This window comes from Niallia sp. FSL M8-0099 (assembly GCF_038006945.1).
In the GTDB taxonomy this organism is placed as follows: domain Bacteria; phylum Bacillota; class Bacilli; order Bacillales; family Cytobacillaceae; genus Niallia; species Niallia circulans.
The window spans coordinates 769,303-793,038 of the sequence record NZ_JBBOWF010000002.1 but is presented as its reverse complement, the minus strand read 5'-3'; the positions used below and the strand labels follow the sequence as shown (position 1 = coordinate 793,038).

The following is a 23,736-nucleotide window of genomic DNA, read 5'->3' as shown; positions in this document are numbered from 1 at the left end:
GGCTGAAAAGTCCCTAACTTTGGCTGATAAAACAGAAATTTGCCTGAAAACCCAACAGATTTGACTGATAAAACCCCATTTAGGCTAGAATCCTCTCATCTTTGCCATAATGGGAAGCCTTTTTCCAGTAATTTCTCCTATATTTTACTACTCCTTTGACATAAACAGCTGATGGCTAATGGTCCATTGTAAGTATTTGCTTTCCAAACTCAAACTATTGAAACATACCTGAAATACTACAGAAAAGAATTAATATCTTCTCCATTCAGCTATGGAAGGTTGGCAGGTTTTAATATCATCAACAAATAAAATACTATTCTACTTACTTAATCTTCTGCTTGTGTTAGGACTACTAATAGGATTTATTTCTCTAATCTAATGGAAAAAAATACTATTGTAAACGTATTATCCTTTTTATTGACAACTTGTATATACATCTATATCATTAGTTTTATGACATGTATATACAAGATTCGACAAGATTTGCAAACGTTTTTATTAGTATTGGAATAGAATTTACTTTCATCATAGAATAGGAGGACGTAAGAAATGAGCATAGATAAACAGCAGGTTAGTAATATAATTGAAGCGATTGGCGGCAAAGAGAATATTTCTGCTGCAACGCACTGTGTGACCAGATTACGATTTGCATTAGCAGATGAAGCAAAAGTAGATAAAGAGAAGCTTGAATCAATAGATTTAGTGAAAGGGTCGTTTTCGGCAAATGGACAATTTCAAGTTGTAATTGGTCCAGGTACGGTGGAGAAGGTTTATAAAGAATTAATCAATCAAACTGGTGCATCCGAAGGGTCGAAAGATGATGTCAAAAAAGCCTCAGAACAAAATTTAAATCCATTACAGCGTGCTGTAAAAATGTTAGCTGATATATTTATTCCGATTTTGCCTGCGATTGTAACAGCTGGTTTACTAATGGGAATCAATAATGTCTTAACAGGTGAAGGTATCTTTTTTGAGCAATCGGTGGTTCAAGCGTATCCACAATGGGCAGACTTTGCTAGTATTATCAATTTAATAGCTAATACAGCGTTTACTTTTTTACCTGGTTTAATCGGCTGGTCTGCAATGACTAGATTTGGCGGCAGTCCTTTATTAGGGAAGATACGAGTAATAATATTGTAATTGCGTATAATGATCAGGTTATTTTTAGTAATCATGGTTCAGAGAAGAAGAATACTATATTCCGAAAGTTAGAATCAAAAGAAAAATCCAAATTTAATCTATCTGATTCTTTTCTAGCAATCAATGATCGATGGGATATCTATATATCTAATAATCAGACTAATATTTTTGATCTCATTGAGAACAAGAAAACCGTACTACTTGTGTTAATAATTTTTAATTTTCTATTTCCCACACTTGTTATTTTGCTTATTAATAAGTCTTTTCAAGATAGAATTGCTCTAACAGAGCAGCATTTATTGAAAGTAGAAAAAGGGATATTCGAAAGAATCAATATAAATGAAGGGAAAGATGAAATAGGTGATTTAATAAGGAGTTATAATTTCATGGTGGTTAAAATCGATGAATTATTAGGTGAAGTGTACAAAAAAGAAAGAGAACAGCAGAAAATAGAATTAGCCAAAACAAAAGCAGAGCTTAATGCACTTCAAAGTCAAGTAAATCCACATTTTCTTTATAATACGCTTGATAGCATCAGAATGAGGAATTTACTAAATGGAGATCGAGAAAGTGCAACAGTTATTAATGAATTAGCACAGTTATTTAGAAGAATGACCAAATGGAGTGATTCATATTTTGTTACTGTCGAGGAAGAATTAGCATATGTTCAAAGATACTTAAATATTCAAAAATATCGTTTTGTAGATAGATTGAACTTTTCTATCTATGTAGAAGAGGAATGCAAGGAGCATTATATTCCAAAGATGCTGATATTAACTTTTGTGGAAAATGCCTGTATTCATGGGATTGAGAAAAAGAAAAATGGAGGAGAAATTAGCATCATCGTCTCTGCACAAGAGAATGCTATTTATATTGAAATTTTAGATAGCGGAGTTGGGATGGATGCAAAGAGATTAAGGAAAATAAGAGAGTCCCTTGAGAAAAATGATGTGACAACATCCAATTGGGAAGAAAGCACAGGAATCTTAAATGCCTATTTACGGATAAAAATGCACTATCAAGAGGAGGGGGAATTAGAAATTGAAAGCCAGAATTACACTGGAACAGAAGTATACATTAAGTTACCCATTATATAGAGATTAAGCTTGGCAGCATATTTCCAGTACAGGTGTTAATTACTTTTTCGTTTAGTGTTTCTTTCACAAATTCATTTTGAATAGGAGAAAGGTCATTTAGGAGGAATAGATAATGTTAAAAGCCCTTATTGTTGATGATGAGCCATATATTCGGGAAGGAATTAAAGTCATGATTGACTGGGGAAAATACGGTTTTGAACTTTGTTATGAAGCCGGAAATGGGGAAGATGCTCTTCAAATTATTCGAGACTATGATGTTGACATTGTTTTTACCGATATAAAAATGCCTGTTATGGACGGATTAGCATTAATTAAACAAGTAAAGCAGAGCATGGATAAGGAAATAAGATTTGTAATCTTAAGTGGATATTATGAATTTAAATATGCGAAGAAAGCTATTCAATATCGGGTCACTGATTATTTGTTAAAACCAATACAGGAAAAGGAGCTAATCGATTTACTAGAAACCATTAACAAACGATTTATAGTACTAAAGAGAAAAGAAAAAGAGGAAGAAAAAAAGAACAAGGCAATTATTGATTATCATTTAAAAAATATTTTATATGATAAATTTACCTCAAAGGACATCGAATTTGTCAAAGAAAGGTATGGGAATTTTAGAAACTATACCTTTATTAATATGGATGTTGTACAAGAAAATAGGCAGGAACGTGTTATGCCAGATGAAAAAAGGAAATGGAGAAAAATGCTCTATAAAGTAATAGAAAAAATGGTACAGGAAGAGAATTTCCTTATTCTTTATGATATAGAAAATACAAACATGGAATACTCAGTAAGTGTTGTTTGGCAATGCAATCGCTCGGAGGTTTATAGAGCAAATTATATAGAGAAACTTCACAGAAGATTAATTAGTGAAGTGCCGTTCACGGTGAAAATATATATCGGAAATACAGTACAGAAAATAGAAGAAATAACTGATTCCTATAATAAAGTAGTTTTAGGGAAAGAATATGAATATTTTTATTGTGTCGATAAATCAATCATTTATTGCGATAACACACCAGTATTTTCTTTAGAGCAATATCACTTATCTCAAAAACGGATAAATCAATATATTGATAGTATATCAGAAAATAATGAGCAAAAAATAAACATTATTGTTAAAGAAATATACGAAGAATTTCAACAGAAATGTCTGCATCCTCAATTAATAAAAAACAATCTTACTCTGTTAATTTATCAATTAGCAGACCTATGGAATAAGAATAATAAACCGAATTTTTCTAATGATGAACCCCTCCTTTTTATTCATGATCAGAAGAATATTTTATCTGGAAAAATTTCAATGGATGAGTTTTTAACCTATTCATTACATTTTGCAAACTATTTATATAGTATCAGGAATTATTCATCAAAAGACATCTTAGTTAAAATCGAAAGTGACATTGCAGAGCGCTATATGGAAAAATTGAGTTTAAGAAAATTAGGAGATAAATATAATATAAATAGTGTATATTTAGGCCAATTATTCAGTAAGAAATATGGAGTAGCCTTTAAAGATTACTTAAATGAATATAGAATAGAAAAAGCATGCCGGCTTTTAGAAGAAACTGATGACCGCATTTATCAAATAGGGACAAACATAGGTTTTCAGAATCCCGATTATTTTATAAAAAAGTTCTTACAAGTTAAGCATATGACCCCTAGAAAATATCGTCTTATGTCTAGAAGTATAAAGGAAGCATAAAGACAAGAAGCATGGAGACAGTATAAATAAAGAACTAGTTATCCTTTTTTTACTCTCCCCCGCATTAATTATAGTCACTAAAGCGGGGAGAGTTTTCCGTTAGGCAATTTTAAACAAAACTTATACCCACTTCACCACATCATCAAATTCTCTGCGTGTTTTTGGATATGGATCTTTCGCACGATAACCGAATGCTACCATGACGGAAATTCCTAAATGGCCATCTTCTAAAAGTCCTTCTTTATTTAATAACTGATTCATTTTTTCCATATGAAAGCCCTCTATAGGACAAGAATCGATGCCGATTTGGGCAGCAGCGGTCATCATATTTCCAAGTGCGATATAGGTTTGTTTAGAAGCCCAGTCAAATAAAGAACGATCGGTGTCTAAGCGGAAATCCTCCTTTTGAAATTCTTCTATCCGTTCAATCATTTTTGGAATCACTTCAGCAGGAAGCTTGGATACATTGGTAAACTGTTCTTTTAAATAGGCGGAATCATAGGCTGTATCTAATTTTGTTCTAGCTAATAAAATAACAAAATGGCTGGCGGCTGGAATCTTTGTATACGCTCCCCAAGACGATTGTTTGATTTTATTCAGCAATTCTGGATTTTCAATCACAAGAAATTTCCAAGGCTCAGTACCAAATGAGCTTGGAGAAAGACGAGCTGTTTCTAATATAAATTTCATATCACTTTCTGGAATCTTCTTCTCTGGATCAAATTCTTTTGTAGCATGACGAAAATGATAGGCAGCAAGAATTTCTTGTTTTAACTCTTCTTTATTGCGCATAATTTATCTCCCTTCTTATAACCATCTGCATTACCCCGTATTTCTTTAAGGTAACCAATTTGTTTATGAGTATAGCATAGGAAATTATTGTGGTAAAACAGTCTGATTTCTCTTCATATATATCCATTATTTGTGTATGATATATATAAAATTCCATTAATTTACAACGGAAAAGGGGAGAGTAGGCGAATGAAAAGCAAGAACACTAGCATATCTTTTTATTGCTTCTTAGCTTCTATTGTTGTCTTTATTCTAGCTAACATGATGGGGAAGTTATATGATGAAACAGGATTCAGCATTGGAATTGGGAACGATTATCTCGGTTATAGCATATTAGCAAGTATATCTATCATCCCTTTAGTCGGACTGATATTCGGATTAAAAGGCGAAAAAAGTCGCTTGAAATACCTTTCTATTGTTGGAAACTTATTAGTATTCTTGACAGTGGGCCTCTTATCAATGGCTTTAATCGTTTACGACTTCCTACCACAATAAGCCAGGATAAGTATTCAGTCTGCGGGAGATTGCCACCAACTTATCTTTCTTAAAAAAACATAGCCCCATTATAATTAGACGAATGGATTTAATATGTCCGTATAATTGTTCTAAGGGCTGTTTGGCTGGAATACTTATTCCAGTATTTTTTTTGATGAAATAACTGCAGCAGAAGGCATCTTGGTGAAGAATATAAATGAAAGCCCTTTACTGTAAAAAATAGATAAAGAATCAGTAATTTTTGCATAAAAAGAAGCAAAATCAGCTATTATTTTCTTGACACTTCTAGAATGTCACATTAATATTATGTAGACCAGTTGTTATAATACTTTTAAGAAGAGATGATCGAATGAAAAAAGGCAACAATAAAAAAGAAGCAATTCTAACTACTGCAACGAAACTATTTCAACTGCAAGGATTCCATGCAACGGGTCTTAATCAAATAATTGATGAGAGTGGTGCTCCAAAAGGCTCCTTGTATTATCACTTTCCAAACGGGAAAGAAGAAATTGCATTAGAAGCAATTAAGCGAATGCGAGAGCTAGTAGTAGAGAAAATGAAAGCAGACTTATATAGCGGGGAAACACCTGTAGCTGCCTTTCAACAACATGTGAATTCTATCGCAAATGAATTTGATCAGATGGGCTGCAGTGCACTTGAAGGCTTGCAAATTAGTCTGATTGCTTCTGAAACAGCGTTAACACATGAAACGCTGCGCTTGGCATGTGATGCTACTTTTACCGATTGGCAGGCGCTTTATACAAATAGGCTAGAGGACTTTGGCTTTGCAGAACCACTGGCAAAGGAACTGGGTATTACGTTAAATGCAATGATAGAAGGTGGGTGCATGCTTGCTCTCACGAATAAGAGCAGTAACCCCCTGCGTTGCATTTCGAATCAAATAGCAGTGCTGTTAAAACAGTGATTTTTTGGATTTAAAGGAGGAAAAGAAATATGACAATGGATATTCCCGCTAAAGGCGAAACAATTGGGAAAACGGAGTTTAAGACGGTGCCGATTATTGCCTCCTTTTTAATTGCGGGCTTTATTGGATTATTTAGTGAAACGGCACTGAATATGGCATTAAGAACAATTATTACGGATTTTAGTATTAACGAAACAACCGTACAATGGTTAACAACAGGTTATTTATTAACACTTGGAATTTTAGTGCCTGTGTCAGGACTTATTCTACAATGGTTTACGACAAGACAGTTATTTATTACTTCCCTTATTTTTTCGATTTCGGGAACGCTTATAGGAGCAATTGCGCCGACCTTTACAATCTTAATGGTTGCTCGTGTTGTTCAGGCAATTGGTACAGCACTATTATTACCGCTTATGTTTAACACAATTCTTGTGTTAATTCCCCCGCATAAACGGGGAAAAGTAATGGGGATGATGGGGTTGGTCATTAGTTTTGCTCCGGCAGTAGGGCCAACTATTTCTGGATTAATTCTTCGCTCTCTTACTTGGCACTGGATTTTCTGGATTTCCCTGCCACTGCTTGTGGTTGCGCTTGTTTTCGGCAGTATATTTATGCAAAATGTAACGACATTAACGAAGCCAAAGATTGATATTTTATCGATTATTTTATCAACAATTGGATTCGGTGGTATTGTTTACGGGTTTAGTAATGCTGGAGAAGGCGGCGGATGGGGCAGCTTAGAAGTAATTATTTCTATTGCCATTGGACTAATATCATTAATTTTGTTTGCTATTCTTCAAGTGAGAAGTGAGCAGCCAATGATGAATTTAGGTGCTTTTAAATATCCAATGTTTGTTATAGGTTTAGTACTTGTCATCATGATTATGATGGTTATGCTTTCATCCATGATTTTATTGCCGCTATATTTACAAAATGTGCTAGCATTAAGCACATTTACAGCAGGGTTACTTCTTCTGCCGGGTGGTTTAATTAATGGATTGCTTTCGCCAATTATGGGAAGTCTCTTTGATAAATTTGGTCCAAAATGGTTAGTTATTCCTGGTCTTGCACTAGCAACTCTTGCATTATTTGGATTCTCTACCATTGATATTGATACATCATCAGGTTTTATTATTGCTTTGCTGATTGTATTAATGATTGGTGTCTCTATGGTAATGATGCCGGCACAAACAAATGGCTTAAACCAATTGCCGCCTGAATTATATCCACATGGAACTGCAATTATGAATACGTTGCAGCAAGTTGGTGGAGCTATCGGAACAGCAATTGCTATTTCTCTTTTAGCTTCAGGGTCAGCGGAATATATAGATAGTGGTGCGACCGATTTAACCAACCCGTTAAGTCCATTGCTTGCCTTTACAGCTGGTGTACAGAAATCATTTAGCTTTGCGATTATTGTTGCAATCATTGGTCTAGTTCTATCGTTCTTTATCAAACGAGTGAAAGTAGACCATCCATCTCATTAATAGCAAAATAATATAATGAAAAATCGATTGGAGGAATATCGATTTGCACTTTTCAGTGTGAATCCCATTCTTTCAATCGATTTTTTTTCTTACAATTAAACCATTCCACCATTAACGCGAAGAGTCTGACCTGTAATCCAACGAGCATCTTCACTCGCTAAAAAGGCGACAACTTTTGCGATATCGTCCGTTTCTCCGAAGCGGCCGAAGGCGTTTAGTTTTTTTAGGTTTTCTAATTGTTCAGGGCTTTTGCCATCCATAAACAGCTCGGTATTTGTAGGACCAGGTGAAATCGTGTTTATAGTGATTTTTTTGGGACCAAATTCTTTTGCCAGCTGTCTTGTAATTTGTTCGACAGCTCCTTTTGTTGCTGCATATAGGCTGTAACCAGGGAACATCATTCCTGCTACAGAGGTGGAAAAATTAATAATTCTTCCTTCTGCCTCCATATGCTGAAGCGCTTGTTGGCAAGCAAAATAAGTTCCTTTTACATTGATGGAGAAATGTAAATCAAATTCTTCTTCTGTTACAGCCTTTAATGGTATAGTGTGCATTATGCCAGCGTTATTAACAAGAATATCTATTTTTCCAAAGTGCTGAAGGGTTTCTATAAATAAACGTTCTACCTCTTTAACTTTACTGACATCTGCTTGAACTGCAATAGCTTCTCCACCTTTATTCACGATGCTTGCAACAACTTCTTTAGCTTTTTTTGAGCTACTTGAATAGTTAATTATCACCTTCGCCCCTAATTGAGCAAGTTCTTCTGCGATAGTTGCTCCTATTCCTCTCGATGAACCAGTTATAATAGCGACTTTATCTTGTAAATGCTTCATTTCTTCCTCCCATAGCTAATTATTAGTCTTTAGATAACATACTGTAATGATAAGAAAACTTTCAGCAAGAGTGATAGAAGATTTCTGTATAATCTTTGCCTAATTCTCCAAATAAGAGGTAAAATGTATGAAAAGTAGGGGGGGATATGGTGAATAATAAAAATGAGTTAACGGAACTGGTAGAAAAATACTTTAAAACAGATGGTACACACGCAACAGAAATTAACCATCTAAGCATTGTCCGAGCATCCACATTAACAGAACCGCTTCATTCTATTGTCGAGCCTTCTGTTTGTTTCATTATACAAGGTTCCAAAATAGTGATGTTGGGGGAGGCGATATTTCGCTATGATTCCAGCCAGTATCTAGTTATATCTGTGCATCTGCCTATTCGCGGGAAAATAACAGAGGCTATGAAGGAAAAGCCATATTTATGTATTAGACTTGGATTTACGACAGAACAGATTTTAGAAGCAGTTGCTAATCATAAGGAAGTAGTTTCAGATCCTCCTAAAAGAGCGATGCTTGTAAATAAAACCACCTCTGAAATGACAGATGCCTTACTTAGATTAATAAGGCTGCTTGATACTCCAAAGGATATCCCTGTTCTTGCACCATTATATCAAAAGGAAATATTATATCGGATTTTACAGAAGGAGGATGGTGATCAGATAAAGCAATTTGCCATTTTAGGAACTCATGCCCAGGCGATAAAAGAAACCATTCAATTGATAAATCAGGCATATGCCGAGCCGCTTCGCGTAGAGGAATTAGCTAAAGCTGTGAATATGAGTCTTTCTTCCTTTCATCATAATTTTAAGGTGATTACGGGTATGTCTCCTTTGCAGTTCCAAAAAATGATTCGTTTACAGGAAGCGCGCAGGTTATTGATAGCTGAAGGATTAGAAGCAGCGGAAGCAGCTTTTCAAGTTGGGTATGAAAGTCCGTCGCAGTTCAGCAGAGAATATAGCAGATTGTTTGGATTGCCGCCAAAAAGTGATGTGAAAAAATTACAAGATAATTGGAAATAAGGAAAACCTACTATTTGGAGCACAAATGGCAGGTTTTTCTTTTTATGCTGACAATCATTAAGTTTTCAAAAGTGCGTTATGATTGAGTACATATTAAGGATGTAACCTTATTTAAGATTTTGTTTATCATATTTATATTTTACCTAAAAAAACATATAATTCGTTTAGTTTTTCCTATAATTTGTTTATTGGTTAGCACTCTCTTCGATATTATAATTTAGCTATACCGAAAAGAAAGCGTTTTCTAAAGAAAGGAGGGATAGAAAAATGGCCATGTTAAGAAATTTGTGGAGAAATAAGGCCTTTTTGTTAATGGCATTGCCTGGAACTATTTGGCTTATTTTATTTTTTTATATTCCGGTATTCGGGAATGTTGTGGCATTTAAAAATTTCCACTATTCAAGTGGCGGATTTTTTCAAAGCTTGCGGGAAAGCCCGTGGGTTGGGTTTGATAATTTTAAGTTTTTATTTTCTTCCAATAATGCTTACTTGATTACAAGAAATACTGTCTTATATAATGTGGCATTTATTGTGTTAGGGTTGATTTTTGCTGTTTTCTTGGCAATAGTACTCAGTGAACTGCGTTCAAAAAGAATGATTAAGATTTATCAAACTTCGATGCTATTCCCTTATTTTTTATCATGGGTTATTATCAGTTATTTTGTCTTTGCATTTTTAAGTCCAGATAAAGGATTAATGAATAGTATCCTTACTCTTTTTGGCGGGGAAGAAATTAATTGGTATAACGAGCAAAAATATTGGCCATTTATCTTAATCGTCTTAGGAATATGGAAAGGTGTCGGCTATAATAGTGTCATTTATTTTGCGAGTATAATGGGAATCAACTCGGATTATTATGAAGCTGCGATGGTTGATGGAGCATCGAAATGGCAGCAGATTAAAAATATCACGATTCCGCAGTTAGTACCTTTAATATCTATTCTATCTATTTTATCTGTCGGCAATATTTTTAGAGCTGATTTTGGATTATTCTATCAAATCCCGAGAAACTCAGGTGCTTTATATGAAGTAACAAGTGTCTTAGATACTTATATCTATAACGGACTGACAAGTACAGGTGATATTGGGATGACAGCAGCTGCAGGTCTTTATCAATCAGTTGTCGGCTGTATTTTAGTAGTTCTGGCTAACTTCATTGTTCGCAAATTTGATGAAGAATCTGCATTGTTTTGAGGAAAGGAGGTCCAAATCATACAGTGAAAAAGAAAAAAATAGAGCATGTTCGTGTCCGAACTTTTAGTCGAAAAACAAATATCTTTTTTAATATCATGGTAGGCTTGTTTGCCTTCTCTTGTATTTTTCCCTTCTTATTCGTAATCATTATATCGTTTACAAGTGAAACAGCCTTAATAACAAATGGATATGCATTGTGGCCAAGTGAGTGGAGTATTCAAGGGTACACATATTTAGCTGATTTAAAAACGCAAATTATTCAATCCTTATTTATTACCGTATTTGTAACAGTTGTCGGAACTTTTATCAATGTTGCATTCACATCAACCTATGCTTATGCCATCTCTCGGCCGAATTTTCGTTATAAGCGATTTTTCACCATCTTTGCCTTAATTACGATGTTATTTAGTCCTGGAATGGTACCAAGCTATATTGTGATGACGAATATGCTACAGTTAAAAGATACCGTGTGGGCTCTTATTCTTCCTATGGCTTTAAGTCCGTTTAACATCATCGTGATGCGAACATTCTTTAGAAGACAGGTGCCAGAATCGATTATTGAATCTTCCCGTATTGATGGGGCAAGTGAAATGAGGATCTTTACACAAATTGTTTTACCATTAGCGGTGCCAGGAATTGCAACAATAAGCCTGTTTGCCGCACTAGGATATTGGAATGATTGGTTTAATGCACTGCTATACATTCAAAGTGATAATCTAATTCCACTGCAATACTTATTGATGAAAATCCAAAGCAATATTGATTTTATGACCCAAAATGCGGGCTTAAGTGGAAACTTATCTGGTGGCCTTGCCGCTATTCCAAAAGAGGCTACGCGAATGGCGATGGTTGTGATCTCTACCTTACCGATTGCATGCAGCTATCCATTTTTTCAACGTTATTTTGTTAGCGGCTTAACAATTGGCGGGGTAAAAGAGTAAGTAAATAAAAGGGGGATATGGTATATGAAAATGAAGAAAAAAGTTCCTTTTCTACTTGTTTTGATGTTACTGATTGGCACTGTGTTAGCTGGCTGTAGTTTAAAAGGAAATTCAACAGCAGATAACAGTTCTAAAGATGGTGTAACCACCTTATTAATGTATCAAATTGGTGATAAACCGGAAAATTTTGATACATTAATGGAGAATGTTAACAAGAAAACGGAAAAGGAAATTGGCGTTCGTGTTAATTTACAGTATATTGGCTGGGGCGATTATGAGAAAAAAATGTCCGTTATCGTATCCTCTGGTGAAAATTATGATATTGCCTATGCCAATAACTATGTAACAAATGCGCAAAAAGGTGCTTATGCAGATTTAACGGAATTACTTCCAAAATATGCGAAAGAAGCCTATGACATGCTGGATCCAGCTTATATTGAAGGGAATACAGTGAATGGAAAGCTTTATGCGTTCCCGGTAAATGGTAATGTGTACGCACAGACGATGTTTTCATTTAATAAGCAATATATTGATAAATATAATTTAGATATTTCTGATGTGAAAGGATACAAAGATCTTGAGCCGCTTTTGAAAGTGATAAAAGAAAACGAAAAAGACGTCATGCCATTTTCTGTTGGGCAAGGATTCCGCGTTCTCCCTAATATGGATTTTGTCTTAGGAAATGGCATGCCTTTTGCAGTGGATTTAAATGGAGATACCGCCAAAATTATTAATCAGTATGAGAATAATCAAATGCAAGAAAACTTACGAATTATGCATGAATACTACAATAAAGGATATATTGCTAAGGATGCAGCAACAAGCAATACGGAATACCCATTAAATAGTGGTACATGGTTTGTTCGCCAAGAGACACAAGGACCGTATGACTATGGTGATACCCTTTTATCAACAGTTGCAGAGCAGCCAATAGTTTCCATGCCGATTACAGATCCGATTAAGTCTACAGCACAAGCGCAAATGGCAAACTTTGTTGTTTCTAGTAACTCAAAGAATAAAGAAAAAGCAGTAGAGTTCTTAGGTCTTCTAAATTCTGATCCAGAACTATTAAATGGTCTTATTTATGGGGAAGAAGGAAAAGCGTGGGAGAAGGCCGGAGAAAACAAAGTAAAATTATTAGATGGCTATAAGTCAAATAATCATATGGCAGCTTGGAATACAGGCAATAATAAGATTGTTTATGTTCAAGATTCTATTACTGACGAACAGATCAAAGAGCGAGATGAAAATATTGCCAATGCTACAAGCTCTCCAATTCTAGGCTTCACCTTTAATACAGATTCCGTGAAAACAGAAATCACCAATATTTCGAATGTAATGAGCCAATACCTTGATGGATTAAACACAGGAACATTAGATCCAGATAAAGCAATCCCTGAATTAAATGAGAAATTAGAAGGCGCGGGGTATGAAAAAGTCCGCGAAGAAATGCAGAAGCAATTTGATGCATTTCAAGCCTCTAAAAACTAATCTTTAAAAGGTGCGTTAGCTCTAGTTAACGTGCCTTTTCTCATCATATAATAGAAAGGAGAAAAGCGATATGATTGCCTCTTTTTTGACTACTTTTTTTAACCGATTTTATGTAGTAGTAAAACTGAATCTGTATTTTTGGCTGCTGACTATAATGGGGGGGATTATTTTTGGTATTGGCCCTGCATTGTTAACGATTGTAAAGCTATCTTTAGAGTACCGCTGGGACCATCAGGAATTAACATGGAAGAATGTTTTTTCTACCTTTAAGACTAGCTATAAACGTGGCAATTTCTCCTTTTACGGATTTTTGCTATTAGGTGTCATTTTAAGCTATAATCTTTATTTTTCCCTTCAAATTAATCATTTGCTCTTTCTCATCATTGACTTCTTGCTTATCTTTGCCCTATTTTTAATGGCTATCAGCTTCCTGTTTTCGCTCTTTATTGAGGCACAATATGAAGCAGCGATAAAAGATGTATGGAAGCTGTCGTTTCTCTTGTTCTTTATGGACTTCTGGACACTCCTTAAACTAGGAGGGCTGCTCGCTGGCATTTCTGTTCTTACCTATTTTAATCCTGCCCTAATTTTATTCGGAAGTATCTCGCTGTTTATCATACTAGCTAGCTTTATTTCCAATAAGCTATTTATAAGACTTAGTCAAAAACTCGTATATGTATCTTAAGGATGATGCTAATTGGGAAGTAAGTATTTTATTAATTCACTATTAAAAACATATTCTATTATCTTAATTTCTGCTGTTACTCTTTTTGCTTTATTAGTCAGCTATAATACAAGCCAGGATAAGCAAAGGACCGCAATCGATTCTGTTGAGAGGGTCGCTAATCAATTAGAAAATATTGTGACAGACAATGAGAAAAAGTTAGATAAAGTAGTTGCTAATTTAATGGCCAGCTCAGAGATGATCACAAGTATGTATCAGTATTTTGAGTTAGAACCAGCAGCATATTTACAAAAATCGTTAAGTGAGCAAAAAAATAATGCCTTTCTTTATCTTCCGCGAATCGTAACAGAGATGTATTACTTGGATGATGATATTGAATCGGTAACCATTTCATTAAATGATTATAAAGAAGTCTATTATTCAACGAAGGAAAACAAGGGAGGCAAGAAGTATTTCCATACTCCTATCCGCAACAATCAAGTAGTCTACCAAAAAGCAATAAAGGATCCCAATACTTTATCACAAATTGGAATTGTATCAATTGTTTTTAATGATAAAGAATTAGAACGGATTTTAGATAATGACAAAGAGAAAACGTCTCTTCAAGCAGCAATTATTTCTGATACAAAAAAACTAGTATACTATCAAGGACAATACAGACAAGACTCTGTGCTCCAACAAAAGATTGCAGCAAATTTAGAAGAGTCTTCCGTTATTAGTCTTAAGGATTTAGAAAAACAATATTATATTAAAAGTGTTCATACAAGCAATGACTTTGAGGTGCTCGCTTTCATCAGTAAAAAGGAAGTAAATAACGAATCGATGAAAAGTCTGTTTTTCTTTTTATTTGTTAGTGCTATTTTAGACGGTATTCTCCTTTTTGGGCTCCGAAAAACGTTTAAACGATATGTGATTCAAGTAGAAGATATTCAAAAAGGAACCAATCAAGTTTCAAACGGGAATATGGAAGTACGCATTGAAGAAAAGACGAAGCAAGGGGAGCTAAAGGATATTTCTCATAGTATCAATCAGATGTTAGATAGCATTAATCGCAATATTGAGGATATCTATAACTTAGAAATCAAACAAAAGGATGCTAATATGCGGGCGCTTCAGTCTCAAATTGATCCGCATTTTCTCTATAATACACTTGAGTACATTCGTATGTATGCGGTAAGTGAAGGGGCCGATGAATTATCGAATGTTGTTTATGTTTTTGGAAGCTTGTTAAGAAACAGCATCACCCAAGAGAAAGTAGTTACAATCAGACACGAGCTCGAATTTTGTGAGAAATATGCTTATTTGTATCAAATGCGCTATCGGGATCGCATCGCTTACGGGTTTCAGATAGAAAAGGAGCTTGGAGAAATTAGCATCCCTAAATTTTCTATTCAGCCGCTGGTGGAGAATTTTTTTATACATGGGATTGATCATACAAGGAAAAACAATACAATTAGTGTAAAGGTCTCAAAGCAAGATGGGTATACCTGCATTTTAATCAAAGATAACGGAACAGGAGTACACGAAGATAAATTAAAGAAAATCAACGAATTATTGAAAACGCCTTCTTCAGAAAATCAGTTAGAGTCCTCTATCGGCATACATAATGTAAATGCAAGATTGCGATCCTTTTTTGGAGATACATACAGCATGAGGTTAAAGACCAATCCATTAGGCGGATTAACAATCGAAATCTTGTTTTAAAAGGAGAGGATAGCTTTGTATAAAGTTCTGCTTGTTGATGATGAATATATGATTGTAAGAGGTTTGCAAAAGTTGATTCCTTGGGAGAATCTTGGATTTGAAATTGTCGGCACAGCAGGTAATGGGCAAGAGGCTTTTGAATTTGTAAAAAGACAAAAGGTAGATATTGTGATAACCGATGTAACCATGCCGATCCTTTCTGGGATTGACTTTCTAAAACAAGCACAAGAAGCGTCCATCTTTTTCCGTTTTATTGTGTTGTCTGGCTATCAAGAGTTTGAATATGTGAAAGAAAGTCTCCAGATGGGAGCAGAGAATTATTTAATTAAACCGATAAACAAAGAGGAATTAATCGAGACGTTAAAAAAGTGTATCAAGGAGTTTGAAGAGGAAAAGCTGCGAATCCAAGGCGAAAAATATTTATTTGCACATTTACTCAAACGCTGGGTACATGATGATATTGATTATATGGATTTAAAAAAGATGCTTGCTGCCTTTGATATAAGTACGGAGATGAAAAGGTATCAAGTGCTGATCTTTACCTATAAAAAGAAACTCCATGACCAAGTTCATCAGCTGTTACATACGAATAAAGATTTATATTTTTTTCATCATTATGAAGAAGACCAATGGGTCGTTATCTATTTTGGTGGAAGATGGGGACTGGAGAGCTTAATGAAATCAATCCAATTGCTATACTGCCAAAATAAAGTGACTTTTGGAATCGGGGAAGAAGTAAAGAAAATGGCTGATGTTTCCTTAAGCTATGAACATGCAAAGAGTAGTTTATATCTTAGTTCTTTTTATGAAAGACAGCAACAATTTATGGACACGGCAACCGCCAATGTTTTAAATGAAAATGTACCGAATATATCATTCTCGGCATTTAAGAAGGCTTTAGGGATAAGAAATATAGAAACCATTCAAAAGGAAATTAAACAAATCTTTACGGAATTAATAGAATCTGCCGCTTCACCTGCATACACTCGTTACATTATCTTTCTGGTGTTCATGGATATTTATCGCGAGCTTGAGGTTCAGGATGAATTCATCTATGAAGAGATGATGGAGAAAATCAATAAAGCTTGTTCCTTTAAAGAGCTGCAAATGATCATTAAAGATCTATTGGACAATCTGAAGTATAAGAGGTTTAGAAGAGAATACAGCATGAATGTTCAAAATGTCCTCAAAATTATCCAAGAAGAATATCAAGAGGATTTAACATTAAAAGCAATTGCCGAAAGGCTCCATTTAAATGTGATGTATGTAGGGCAGATATTTAAGAAAGAAACCAATAAGAGTTTTTCTCAATATTTAAATCACTATCGCATAAAGCTAGCACAGAATCTATTGTTAAATTCAGAACTGAATATAAATGAAATCTCCGAAAAAATTGGCTATATGAGTCCAGGTTACTTTTATAAAAACTTTAAAAAGTATTGTGGTATTTCTCCAAAAGAGTTTAGGGACAGCTATCAGCAATTGTATGAGCCGATTGATGAATGAGGAAGTGGATTTGCTTCGCAAAGTATAAAGAAAACCTCCCTCAATAAACAAACACTTATCTCTTAAATACGCAGTTTTTCTCCATATTGCTATCTAACTTGTTTAACTTTATAGATTCAGTTAGTGTGAAAAGATCATAAATAAGCAGTTTACAAAGAAAATGAGCGCAAGAAACTAGCCAACCTTCGGTTCATTTCAAAAAGTTGGATAAATAGGTATGTACGCACCAATGGATGTCCACATATCTTATGGAGGTCTACCCTCCCAAGTCTCACAGAGTCTACGCTCCTACATTCCTTCGTTCAACCTTTCCATAAGGTGGATGTCGGTCATGCTGCCCTACAGGATCTTGTCCTTACGTTAGTTGCGTTGCCGACTAATCCCATGCTGATTTTGTCTGTTCATCTGTTCAAATCTAGTCGATAAAAGTTAGTTTTATAGTGATTAAGCTGCTATTGGTTCTTGGATAAATGCATGCATATGTGGGATGTCCTTCAACATCTTCTCCTCTTGAAACACAAACTGTTTCTTACCAATAGAGAAGAGTATGCGGATGAGCTTATTACACAAAGCAATTAAAGACTGCATCTTTTTCAACGGATTGTCAGGTCTCGTTGTGTAGTAATGATGTAGGGCTTTAAAGGCTTTGTTCTTGGCTACTAGAATCATAGATGCCCGGAATAACAATGCTCGTAATTTCTTTCGACCACGTTTGGTTATTCTGGTCCTCCCTTTATGCTTACCTGATGTATTTTCTTTTAAGCTAAGCCCTGCCAGTTTGGTTATCTGACGAGGATGATTATATTCACTCAAATCGCCTACTTCAGCGAAGAAACCCGCCACTGTATCGCGTCCAATACCTGTTATCTCTAACATTTGATCAACACCTGGAATATCTTGAAGCAGTGTATCCAGAGTTTGGTCAAGCTCTTCGAACTTGGCTTGAATGAGTTCATACTTTTGGATTAAGGTTCTTAATTCCATTTTAGCCATCATGGCACCCTGTCGGATGCCAATCGAGCGATTGGCTGCTTCTTTTAAAGCTTGAATTTTCTTAATCCCTATACTACGTTTCACAGCTTGCCTAAGGTATTCTAGTAATTCTTCTTCTGTATATCTAACCAATTCTTCCGGTAATGCTTCAAGCTTTAATAAATGAAGAGCTGCTTTCCCTTCCCAACTTTTAAAAACAGTAAAGAACTCTGGGAAAAATCGATCTATCCAGTTGTGTACTTGTCCTTGTACAATCTGTAAGTCAACAGTTAATAGATCACGTAATTTCTTAGCCACACGCAGCTCCGCGAAAACTCCTTGTGGTATCGTTGGTTCGGCGTATCTACCATCTTTGATTAGTTGTGCAATGACTTTTGCGTCTTTGACATCATTTTTAGTGGGAGAGTTATCGTCTAGCTCCTTACTATGCTTGACGTGTAAAGGATTGACCGTGACGAACTTAATCTGTTCCTCCTTTAGAATATGAGCTAAATTAAGCCAATAATGGCCTGTAGGCTCCATTCCAGTAATGACAGACTCCATTTCGCATGACTCTTTTATTTGATTAATCCAATCAATAAATGTCTTAAATCCTTCTTGGGTATTATCAAAAAAGCAAGTAGAGCCTAGCTCCATTCCACGATAATCCTGCGCTCTAGCTACATGATGATGTTTGGCAATATCAATACCAATTACTAGAGTTTTAGGTGTGATTTGAGCTATTTTATGATTTTGGTTATAATTCATAGTGAGACCTCCGAGTAGATATTTTGTCCCTTTTAGCTGGCCAGGCTTAGGACACATTTATCTTATCAAGAGGTCTTTTTTCTTTCAAACCGCATTTTCACTTATTACAGGAATGCTGCCCTTTTGCTTGGTCGGCACGGGTAGGTTTTTGGTGTGCTTTTAGCATAATTATAGGAGGGAGCCACTGTCTGTTGACAAGGAATAAGGTAAATCTGTTTCTGCATAGTCTTTATTTGGCGGCACAATACCAAGCTGGAAGTCGATGGTGCAGCCTTTTATAAGTACGTCATGCTTTAAAAATAGCTTGTTGTAGATTTCGTTGTTGACAGTAACCTGATGAATAAAATTAAATTGTGGCTGGTTGAATGCAGTTGAAATTTCGATTTTTTTGTCATTTGGAAGATGTATCGTAACCGCATCAAAAATCGGCATCCCAATTACATATTCCCCTGTACCAGGGCAGATAGGATAAAAGCCCATACTGCTAAAAATAAACCAGCCAGACATACTGCCATTATCTTCATCACCAGGATAGCCAGTTGGACTGCTAGAGAATAACTGGGTCATTAATTGTTTTAACAAAACTTGAGATGAAGCGGGATCACCAGCATAGGTAAATAAATAGGGTAGATGAAAACTTGGCTGATTGGATATGGCAACTTGGCCAAAATCGATTGCAGCCATTTCGCTCATTTCATGTATTTCCAAACCATAGCCTTTTGTTTCAAAAATCGGCTCTTGATTGCACAGAGCTACTAATTTGTTTCGAAAAGGTTCTTTTCCACCATAAGCATTTATTAATCCAGCGAAGTCGTGAAAAACCGCAAAGCTGCTTTGCCAAGCGCTTCCTTCTGCATAATCCTGCCCCCAGCTAAAGGAATTAAAGGGTTCTTCTACCTTGCCTTGTTTATCTTTGGCACGCATAAATCCCGTTTCTTTATGGAAGATATTGCGGTAATTATAAGCGCGCTTTTCGAAGGTCTTCCTTAGTTCATCCTGTCCTAATTTTTTGGCTACTCTGCTAATGCAGAAATCACTATATGCGTAATCAAGTGTATGGTTTACACTTTCATGATGGCTGGAAGGAATGTAGCCATATGTATCATAATCTTCGATTCCTTGTCGGCCGTAGGTTCGCTTTGAACTTACGGTAGAAGCAGTTTTCACCATTGCTTCAAACAACTCAGGAATGATATCAACAGCAATCCCTTTTTGCGATGCATCTGCAATAACGGCATCGATTAACGTACCTGGCATAAGTCCACGTTCATCGGGAGACAGCCATTTAGGGAGAAATCCCGTTTCTTTATAACTATTCAGAAAGCCTCTCAGCATTTCTTCATATTCTTCTGGAATAAGAAGAGAATAGAAAGGATAGACGGTTCGGAATGTGTCCCAAAAGCCGTTATTTGTATACAGGACACCAGGTTTTACACTTTTGCTTGTTGTATCATAATGAATCGGCTCGCCCTGTTGATTTATCTCATAGAATTTTTGCGGAAAAAGAAACATCCGATACATACAGTGATAGAATGTCTTAACAGTAGAAAAATCTTTATTCTTTACTTCAATTTTATTTAAGTAATGTTCCCAAGCTTCCTCTGCCCTTTCTTTGAGAGCATTAAATGAAAAAGGCGATAGTTCTTGGCTTAGATTCCATTCTGCTTGAGCACTGCTTATAAAAGAAGTGGCAAGACGAGTTTCTAGCGGTTTGTCTTCGGTTAATAAGAAGCGCATCAAAAAGTGCTGGTCTTCGCCAGTTGCTGAAAGAGCGGAAGTAAACATCTTATCCTCTTGGAAAAAGCCAGTATTAACTTGATCGATGGGATGACTAAAGGTCATGACAAAGTACATTTTAAAATCAGGATCTTCGCAGCCAGCAAAATTGGAAACATATCCAGTTAGCTTGTTTTTCTCTATATCTAGTGAAACGTTTCCTTTGCCAGGAAGATGTAGGGATAAACCTGGTAGATTGAAATCTCTATAGGCAGAACGAAGTATGGAGCCATATGTAGTAGGAACCAATTCATTCTTAATTTGATAGCGTGCTTGCGTTATTTGTAAATAATGTGGCTGATATACGGCATTTTCAGGTCGATAGGAACTTTGATTGTGGTAAATATCGTCATGGTGAACAGCGCCTGAAAGGGGTGTTAATAATAAATGGGAGAAATCCCCCATCCACGGGCTCGGCTGATGAGTTAACCGAAAGCCTTGAAAAACCCGATCACGCGGATGAAAAAACCAGCTTCCATTCGTATGTTTTGTTTGCGGAACAAAGAAATTCATGCCAAAGGGAAAGCCTGTATAGGGAAGCGTATTCCCGTTTGAATAGCTATGTTGATTTTCTGTACCTTGTCTTGTATCAATTAATTCTAACATAGACACCTCTCCTTAATTAGTGGATTCTCTAATGATCATTTCAATCGGAATGACGACAGAATGAATTGCTTCTTTGTTTTCAATTAATTGAATAAGTTGTTCAGCTGCTTGATATCCGATCTCCTCGAAGCTTTGGGCAATTGTGGTTAATGCGGGGTCGACAAGTTCAGCTGCTTGAATATTATCAAAGCCAATAATCGAAAAGTCTTTAGGAACTTGATAGCCGTATCTTTTGATTTCTTTCATTAAATGAATTGCATTAATATCGTTTTCCGCTATCAGTCCTGTAATTTCTTCTTCCTTTAGCTGATGGATAAAAGCGCTGTTGTCCTCAGCTGAGAGCACTACTTTTGAACCATGATACGCGATATTCGCTTCGTGAATAGCTTTTAAATAGCCTAAATACCTTTCTCGAATAGTGGAACTTCTCTCCAAATTTTGTGTAGCATAAAAAACGATTTTCTTATGTCCTTGGTTAATTAAATGCTGTGCTGCTAGATAACCACCTTGCATATTATCAGAGGTAATAAAAGGAAATGGGATGCTTTCGATTTTCTTATCGAGTACCACTACCGGAAATTTCTCGAGATATAAGGTATAAAGAATATCTAAATGCGATGTTCCAGCCTCTGGATAAAGGAGAAGACCCGCATACATAGACGATATTTTTTTGGCATCAAGCTGACTTAAGTAAGCATTTGTCTGGATTTGCACTGTATAGGGTGTGTTCGCAATAAAGCGACTAATGCCTTGTGCATAATCTCCTAGTCCCGGATTATTGGGAAAAGGAAGAATAAACAGAATAACATGGGAAGGAGACGGTTTTTGTTCGGCAACAAAGCTTCCTCTCCCTTGGATTCGTTCGATTAGCTCCTTGTTTTCCAGCTCGGTTAAAGCTCTCTTTGAAGTGATGCGGCTGACGTTGTATTGCTTGGAAATTTCTAATTCTGTCGGTACTTGATCACCTGGCTTTAAATGACCAGCTTGGATTTTGGCTAGTATGTCTGTGACAATTTTTTGATAAAGTGGTTCTTTTTTCATCATAAACTCCTTAAATGATATATCAAATTTATTATAACATGAAAATGCTTTCCGTAAAGAGTAAAGCTAAGCAAATTTTATGAAGATAAATAGGAGAGAAGTTCTATCGATTGATAGACAAACAATTTTTCATTAAATTAAGAAAAAGAAACACTAGACAATAAAGGCGATTGAAATTAAAATGGGTTTAAATGATATATCAAATATTGAGAGGGGTTCAAAAAATGTCATATCAAAAAACAACGATGTCTTCGGTAAAAGAATTTATGAAAGGGATTACAGAAAAATGTGGGGATGAACATGCGGATTGGGCCGTTAATTTCAATACTTGCTTTGCCAATACATTAGAAACAACAGTTGAAAAGCTGGAGGATGGAACTACTTTTCTCCTTACAGGGGATATACCAGCGATGTGGCTGCGAGATTCCACTGCACAGGTAAGACCATATTTAGTATTGGCTGAAAGGGACGAAGAAATGGCTAATATGATTGCCGGTCTTATTGAACGACAATGTCAGTATATTTGTTTAGATCCTTATGCGAACGCTTTCAATAAAGAAGCGAATGGGGCAGGACATCAAACCGATTTAACGACAATGAATCCATGGATATGGGAAAGAAAGTATGAAATTGATTCACTGTGTTATCCAATCCAGCTTAGTTATTTGTTCTGGAAGGCAACAGGGAGAACAGATCATTTTAATCAGTCGTTTCAGAAAGCGGTCCAAAAAATAATCGAGGTATGGATGATAGAGCAAGATCATACGAATTCCTCCTATACATTTGAAAGAGTGACTGATCGACAAGAGGATACGTTAATAAACAAAGGGAGAGGGGCAGAAGTAGTGCCTACTGGAATGACCTGGTCAGGATTTAGACCAAGTGATGATGCTTGTACATATGGTTATTTAGTGCCTTCGAATATGTTTGCTAGTGTAGTTCTTGGTTATCTAATCGAGATTTATGAAGATGTTTTGAAGATAACGGAGCAAGTTTCTGCCTTTCAAAAACTCAAAGAGGAGATAGAAAAGGGGATTGAGGAGTTTGCTGTTGTACGCAATCAAAATGGTGAAGAAATTTATGCCTATGAAGTAGATGGAAAAGGCAACTTTACCATTATGGATGATTCCAATATACCTAATCTACTATCTGCCCCGTATCTTGGATATGTGGAGGAAAATGATGAAAGATACCGAGCAACACGGAAGACAATACTTAGTGAAGAGAATCCTTACTTTTATAAAGGGAAATATGCGGAAGGGATTGGCAGCTCCCATACACCGGAAAATTATATTTGGCCGATTGCTCTTGCGATGGAAGGTCTAACGGCAGAGGATAAAAAGGAGAAAGAAAGAATACTAGACTTGCTAGTAGCCTGTGATGGAGGAACACATTTAATGCATGAAGGCTTTGATGTGGATAATCCTACTCAATATACGAGAGAGTGGTTTTCTTGGGCAAATATGATGTTTTGCGAATTAGTAATGGATTACTTTGATATTCGAGTAAAGAAAAAATAAATGACAGGACAGTAAAGG

The 23,736-nt window shown here is 35.8% G+C and carries 18 protein-coding genes and 1 pseudogene; 14 read left to right on the top strand and 5 right to left on the bottom strand.

Annotated elements, in window-relative coordinates; translation table 11 throughout:
* Positions 1-549 precede the first annotated feature (549 nt).
* The 3 genes and pseudogenes from NSQ92_RS18610 to NSQ92_RS18600 all read left to right on the top strand — a co-directional run.
* A pseudogene (locus NSQ92_RS18610) lies at positions 550-1,137 on the top strand (glucose PTS transporter subunit EIIB); the annotation flags it as partial.
* Between the two features lie 302 nt (positions 1,138-1,439).
* A complete protein-coding gene (locus NSQ92_RS18605) occupies positions 1,440-2,237 on the top strand; it encodes a sensor histidine kinase (RefSeq protein ID WP_341153059.1) in 798 nt (265 codons plus the stop codon).
* 112 nt (positions 2,238-2,349) lie between these two features.
* On the top strand, positions 2,350-3,945 hold the full coding sequence (locus NSQ92_RS18600) for a response regulator transcription factor (RefSeq protein WP_341153058.1): 1,596 nt from the start codon (positions 2,350-2,352) through the stop codon (positions 3,943-3,945).
* Between the two features lie 120 nt (positions 3,946-4,065).
* On the opposite strand, the gene NSQ92_RS18595 is transcribed toward NSQ92_RS18600, so the two are convergent.
* Positions 4,066-4,737 carry an NAD(P)H-dependent oxidoreductase gene (locus NSQ92_RS18595; protein WP_047943827.1) on the bottom strand — a complete coding sequence of 224 codons (672 nt, stop codon included), beginning with the start codon at positions 4,735-4,737 and terminating at the stop codon, positions 4,066-4,068.
* A 189-nt stretch (positions 4,738-4,926) separates the two neighbouring features.
* On the opposite strand from NSQ92_RS18595, the gene NSQ92_RS18590 reads away from it, so the two are divergent.
* The 3 genes from NSQ92_RS18590 (at position 4,927) to NSQ92_RS18580 (ending at position 7,647) form a co-directional block, all read left to right on the top strand.
* Complete coding sequence (locus NSQ92_RS18590) at positions 4,927-5,232, top strand: hypothetical protein (protein ID WP_095258372.1); 306 nt, start codon at positions 4,927-4,929, stop codon at positions 5,230-5,232.
* A gap of 349 nt (positions 5,233-5,581) precedes the next feature.
* Positions 5,582-6,157 (top strand): TetR/AcrR family transcriptional regulator, encoded by a 576-nt coding sequence (locus NSQ92_RS18585; protein WP_047943829.1) that lies wholly within the window; start codon positions 5,582-5,584, stop codon positions 6,155-6,157.
* 35 nt (positions 6,158-6,192) lie between these two features.
* Positions 6,193-7,647: a DHA2 family efflux MFS transporter permease subunit gene (locus NSQ92_RS18580; RefSeq protein ID WP_412973641.1), complete on the top strand. Its 1,455-nt coding sequence runs from the start codon at positions 6,193-6,195 to the stop codon at positions 7,645-7,647.
* Between the two features lie 95 nt (positions 7,648-7,742).
* Here the strand turns inward: NSQ92_RS18580 and NSQ92_RS18575 are convergent, their stop codons facing one another.
* Positions 7,743-8,483, bottom strand: a complete 741-nt coding sequence (locus tag NSQ92_RS18575) for an SDR family oxidoreductase (RefSeq protein WP_341116493.1) — start codon at positions 8,481-8,483, stop codon at positions 7,743-7,745.
* 146 nt (positions 8,484-8,629) lie between these two features.
* Here NSQ92_RS18575 and NSQ92_RS18570 point away from each other — a divergent pair, with 146 nt between their 5' ends.
* From NSQ92_RS18570 to NSQ92_RS18540, 7 genes are all read left to right on the top strand, one after another.
* Positions 8,630-9,514: an AraC family transcriptional regulator gene (locus NSQ92_RS18570; protein ID WP_341116491.1), complete on the top strand. Its 885-nt coding sequence runs from the start codon at positions 8,630-8,632 to the stop codon at positions 9,512-9,514.
* A 267-nt stretch (positions 9,515-9,781) separates the two neighbouring features.
* On the top strand, positions 9,782-10,708 hold the full coding sequence (locus NSQ92_RS18565) for an ABC transporter permease (RefSeq protein WP_047943831.1): 927 nt from the start codon (positions 9,782-9,784) through the stop codon (positions 10,706-10,708).
* Between the two features lie 23 nt (positions 10,709-10,731).
* Entirely contained in the window at positions 10,732-11,649 is a 918-nt protein-coding gene (locus NSQ92_RS18560; RefSeq protein ID WP_047943832.1) for a carbohydrate ABC transporter permease, read from the top strand.
* 24 nt (positions 11,650-11,673) lie between these two features.
* Positions 11,674-13,140 (top strand): ABC transporter substrate-binding protein, encoded by a 1,467-nt coding sequence (locus NSQ92_RS18555; RefSeq protein ID WP_047943833.1) that lies wholly within the window; start codon positions 11,674-11,676, stop codon positions 13,138-13,140.
* Positions 13,141-13,210: 70 nt separating this feature from the next.
* Complete coding sequence (locus NSQ92_RS18550; protein ID WP_341133009.1) at positions 13,211-13,825, top strand: DUF624 domain-containing protein; 615 nt, start codon at positions 13,211-13,213, stop codon at positions 13,823-13,825.
* A gap of 12 nt (positions 13,826-13,837) precedes the next feature.
* Positions 13,838-15,529, top strand: a complete 1,692-nt coding sequence (locus NSQ92_RS18545) for a sensor histidine kinase (protein ID WP_251688168.1) — start codon at positions 13,838-13,840, stop codon at positions 15,527-15,529.
* 15 nt (positions 15,530-15,544) lie between these two features.
* The gene (locus NSQ92_RS18540) at positions 15,545-17,035 is read left to right on the top strand and encodes a response regulator transcription factor (protein ID WP_341153057.1); all 1,491 of its coding nucleotides are present in this window, start codon (positions 15,545-15,547) and stop codon (positions 17,033-17,035) included.
* A gap of 444 nt (positions 17,036-17,479) precedes the next feature.
* Here NSQ92_RS18540 and NSQ92_RS18535 read toward each other — a convergent pair whose 3' ends face one another.
* The 3 genes from NSQ92_RS18535 to NSQ92_RS18525 all read right to left on the bottom strand — a co-directional run bounded on the left by NSQ92_RS18535 (position 17,480) and on the right by NSQ92_RS18525 (position 22,198).
* Positions 17,480-18,775 carry an IS110 family transposase gene (locus NSQ92_RS18535; protein ID WP_341132193.1) on the bottom strand — a complete coding sequence of 432 codons (1,296 nt, stop codon included), beginning with the start codon at positions 18,773-18,775 and terminating at the stop codon, positions 17,480-17,482.
* A 168-nt stretch (positions 18,776-18,943) separates the two neighbouring features.
* Complete coding sequence (locus NSQ92_RS18530) at positions 18,944-21,157, bottom strand: GH92 family glycosyl hydrolase (protein ID WP_341153056.1); 2,214 nt, start codon at positions 21,155-21,157, stop codon at positions 18,944-18,946.
* Positions 21,158-21,169: 12 nt separating this feature from the next.
* Positions 21,170-22,198: a GntR family transcriptional regulator gene (locus tag NSQ92_RS18525; protein WP_341153055.1), complete on the bottom strand. Its 1,029-nt coding sequence runs from the start codon at positions 22,196-22,198 to the stop codon at positions 21,170-21,172.
* 224 nt (positions 22,199-22,422) lie between these two features.
* Here NSQ92_RS18525 and NSQ92_RS18520 point away from each other — a divergent pair, with 224 nt between their 5' ends.
* Positions 22,423-23,718, top strand: a complete 1,296-nt coding sequence (locus tag NSQ92_RS18520; RefSeq protein ID WP_341153054.1) for a glycoside hydrolase family 125 protein — start codon at positions 22,423-22,425, stop codon at positions 23,716-23,718.
* Positions 23,719-23,736 lie beyond the last annotated feature (18 nt).

What these genes read in the sequence shown, in the direction of transcription:
- NSQ92_RS18600 (WP_341153058.1), top strand. Translation starts at nt 2,350, where the DNA reads ATGTTAAAAGCCCTTATTGTTGATGATGAGCCATATATTCGGGAAGGA.
- NSQ92_RS18595 (WP_047943827.1), bottom strand. Translation starts at nt 4,737, where the DNA reads ATGCGCAATAAAGAAGAGTTAAAACAAGAAATTCTTGCTGCCTATCAT.
- NSQ92_RS18590 (WP_095258372.1), top strand. Translation starts at nt 4,927, where the DNA reads ATGAAAAGCAAGAACACTAGCATATCTTTTTATTGCTTCTTAGCTTCT.
- NSQ92_RS18585 (WP_047943829.1), top strand. Translation starts at nt 5,582, where the DNA reads ATGAAAAAAGGCAACAATAAAAAAGAAGCAATTCTAACTACTGCAACG.
- NSQ92_RS18580 (WP_412973641.1), top strand. Translation starts at nt 6,193, where the DNA reads ATGGATATTCCCGCTAAAGGCGAAACAATTGGGAAAACGGAGTTTAAG.
- NSQ92_RS18575 (WP_341116493.1), bottom strand. Translation starts at nt 8,483, where the DNA reads ATGAAGCATTTACAAGATAAAGTCGCTATTATAACTGGTTCATCGAGA.
- NSQ92_RS18570 (WP_341116491.1), top strand. Translation starts at nt 8,630, where the DNA reads ATGGTGAATAATAAAAATGAGTTAACGGAACTGGTAGAAAAATACTTT.
- NSQ92_RS18565 (WP_047943831.1), top strand. Translation starts at nt 9,782, where the DNA reads ATGGCCATGTTAAGAAATTTGTGGAGAAATAAGGCCTTTTTGTTAATG.
- NSQ92_RS18555 (WP_047943833.1), top strand. Translation starts at nt 11,674, where the DNA reads ATGAAAATGAAGAAAAAAGTTCCTTTTCTACTTGTTTTGATGTTACTG.
- NSQ92_RS18550 (WP_341133009.1), top strand. Translation starts at nt 13,211, where the DNA reads ATGATTGCCTCTTTTTTGACTACTTTTTTTAACCGATTTTATGTAGTA.
- NSQ92_RS18535 (WP_341132193.1), bottom strand. Translation starts at nt 18,775, where the DNA reads ATGAATTATAACCAAAATCATAAAATAGCTCAAATCACACCTAAAACT.
- NSQ92_RS18530 (WP_341153056.1), bottom strand. Translation starts at nt 21,157, where the DNA reads ATGTTAGAATTAATTGATACAAGACAAGGTACAGAAAATCAACATAGC.
- NSQ92_RS18525 (WP_341153055.1), bottom strand. Translation starts at nt 22,198, where the DNA reads ATGAAAAAAGAACCACTTTATCAAAAAATTGTCACAGACATACTAGCC.
- NSQ92_RS18520 (WP_341153054.1), top strand. Translation starts at nt 22,423, where the DNA reads ATGTCATATCAAAAAACAACGATGTCTTCGGTAAAAGAATTTATGAAA.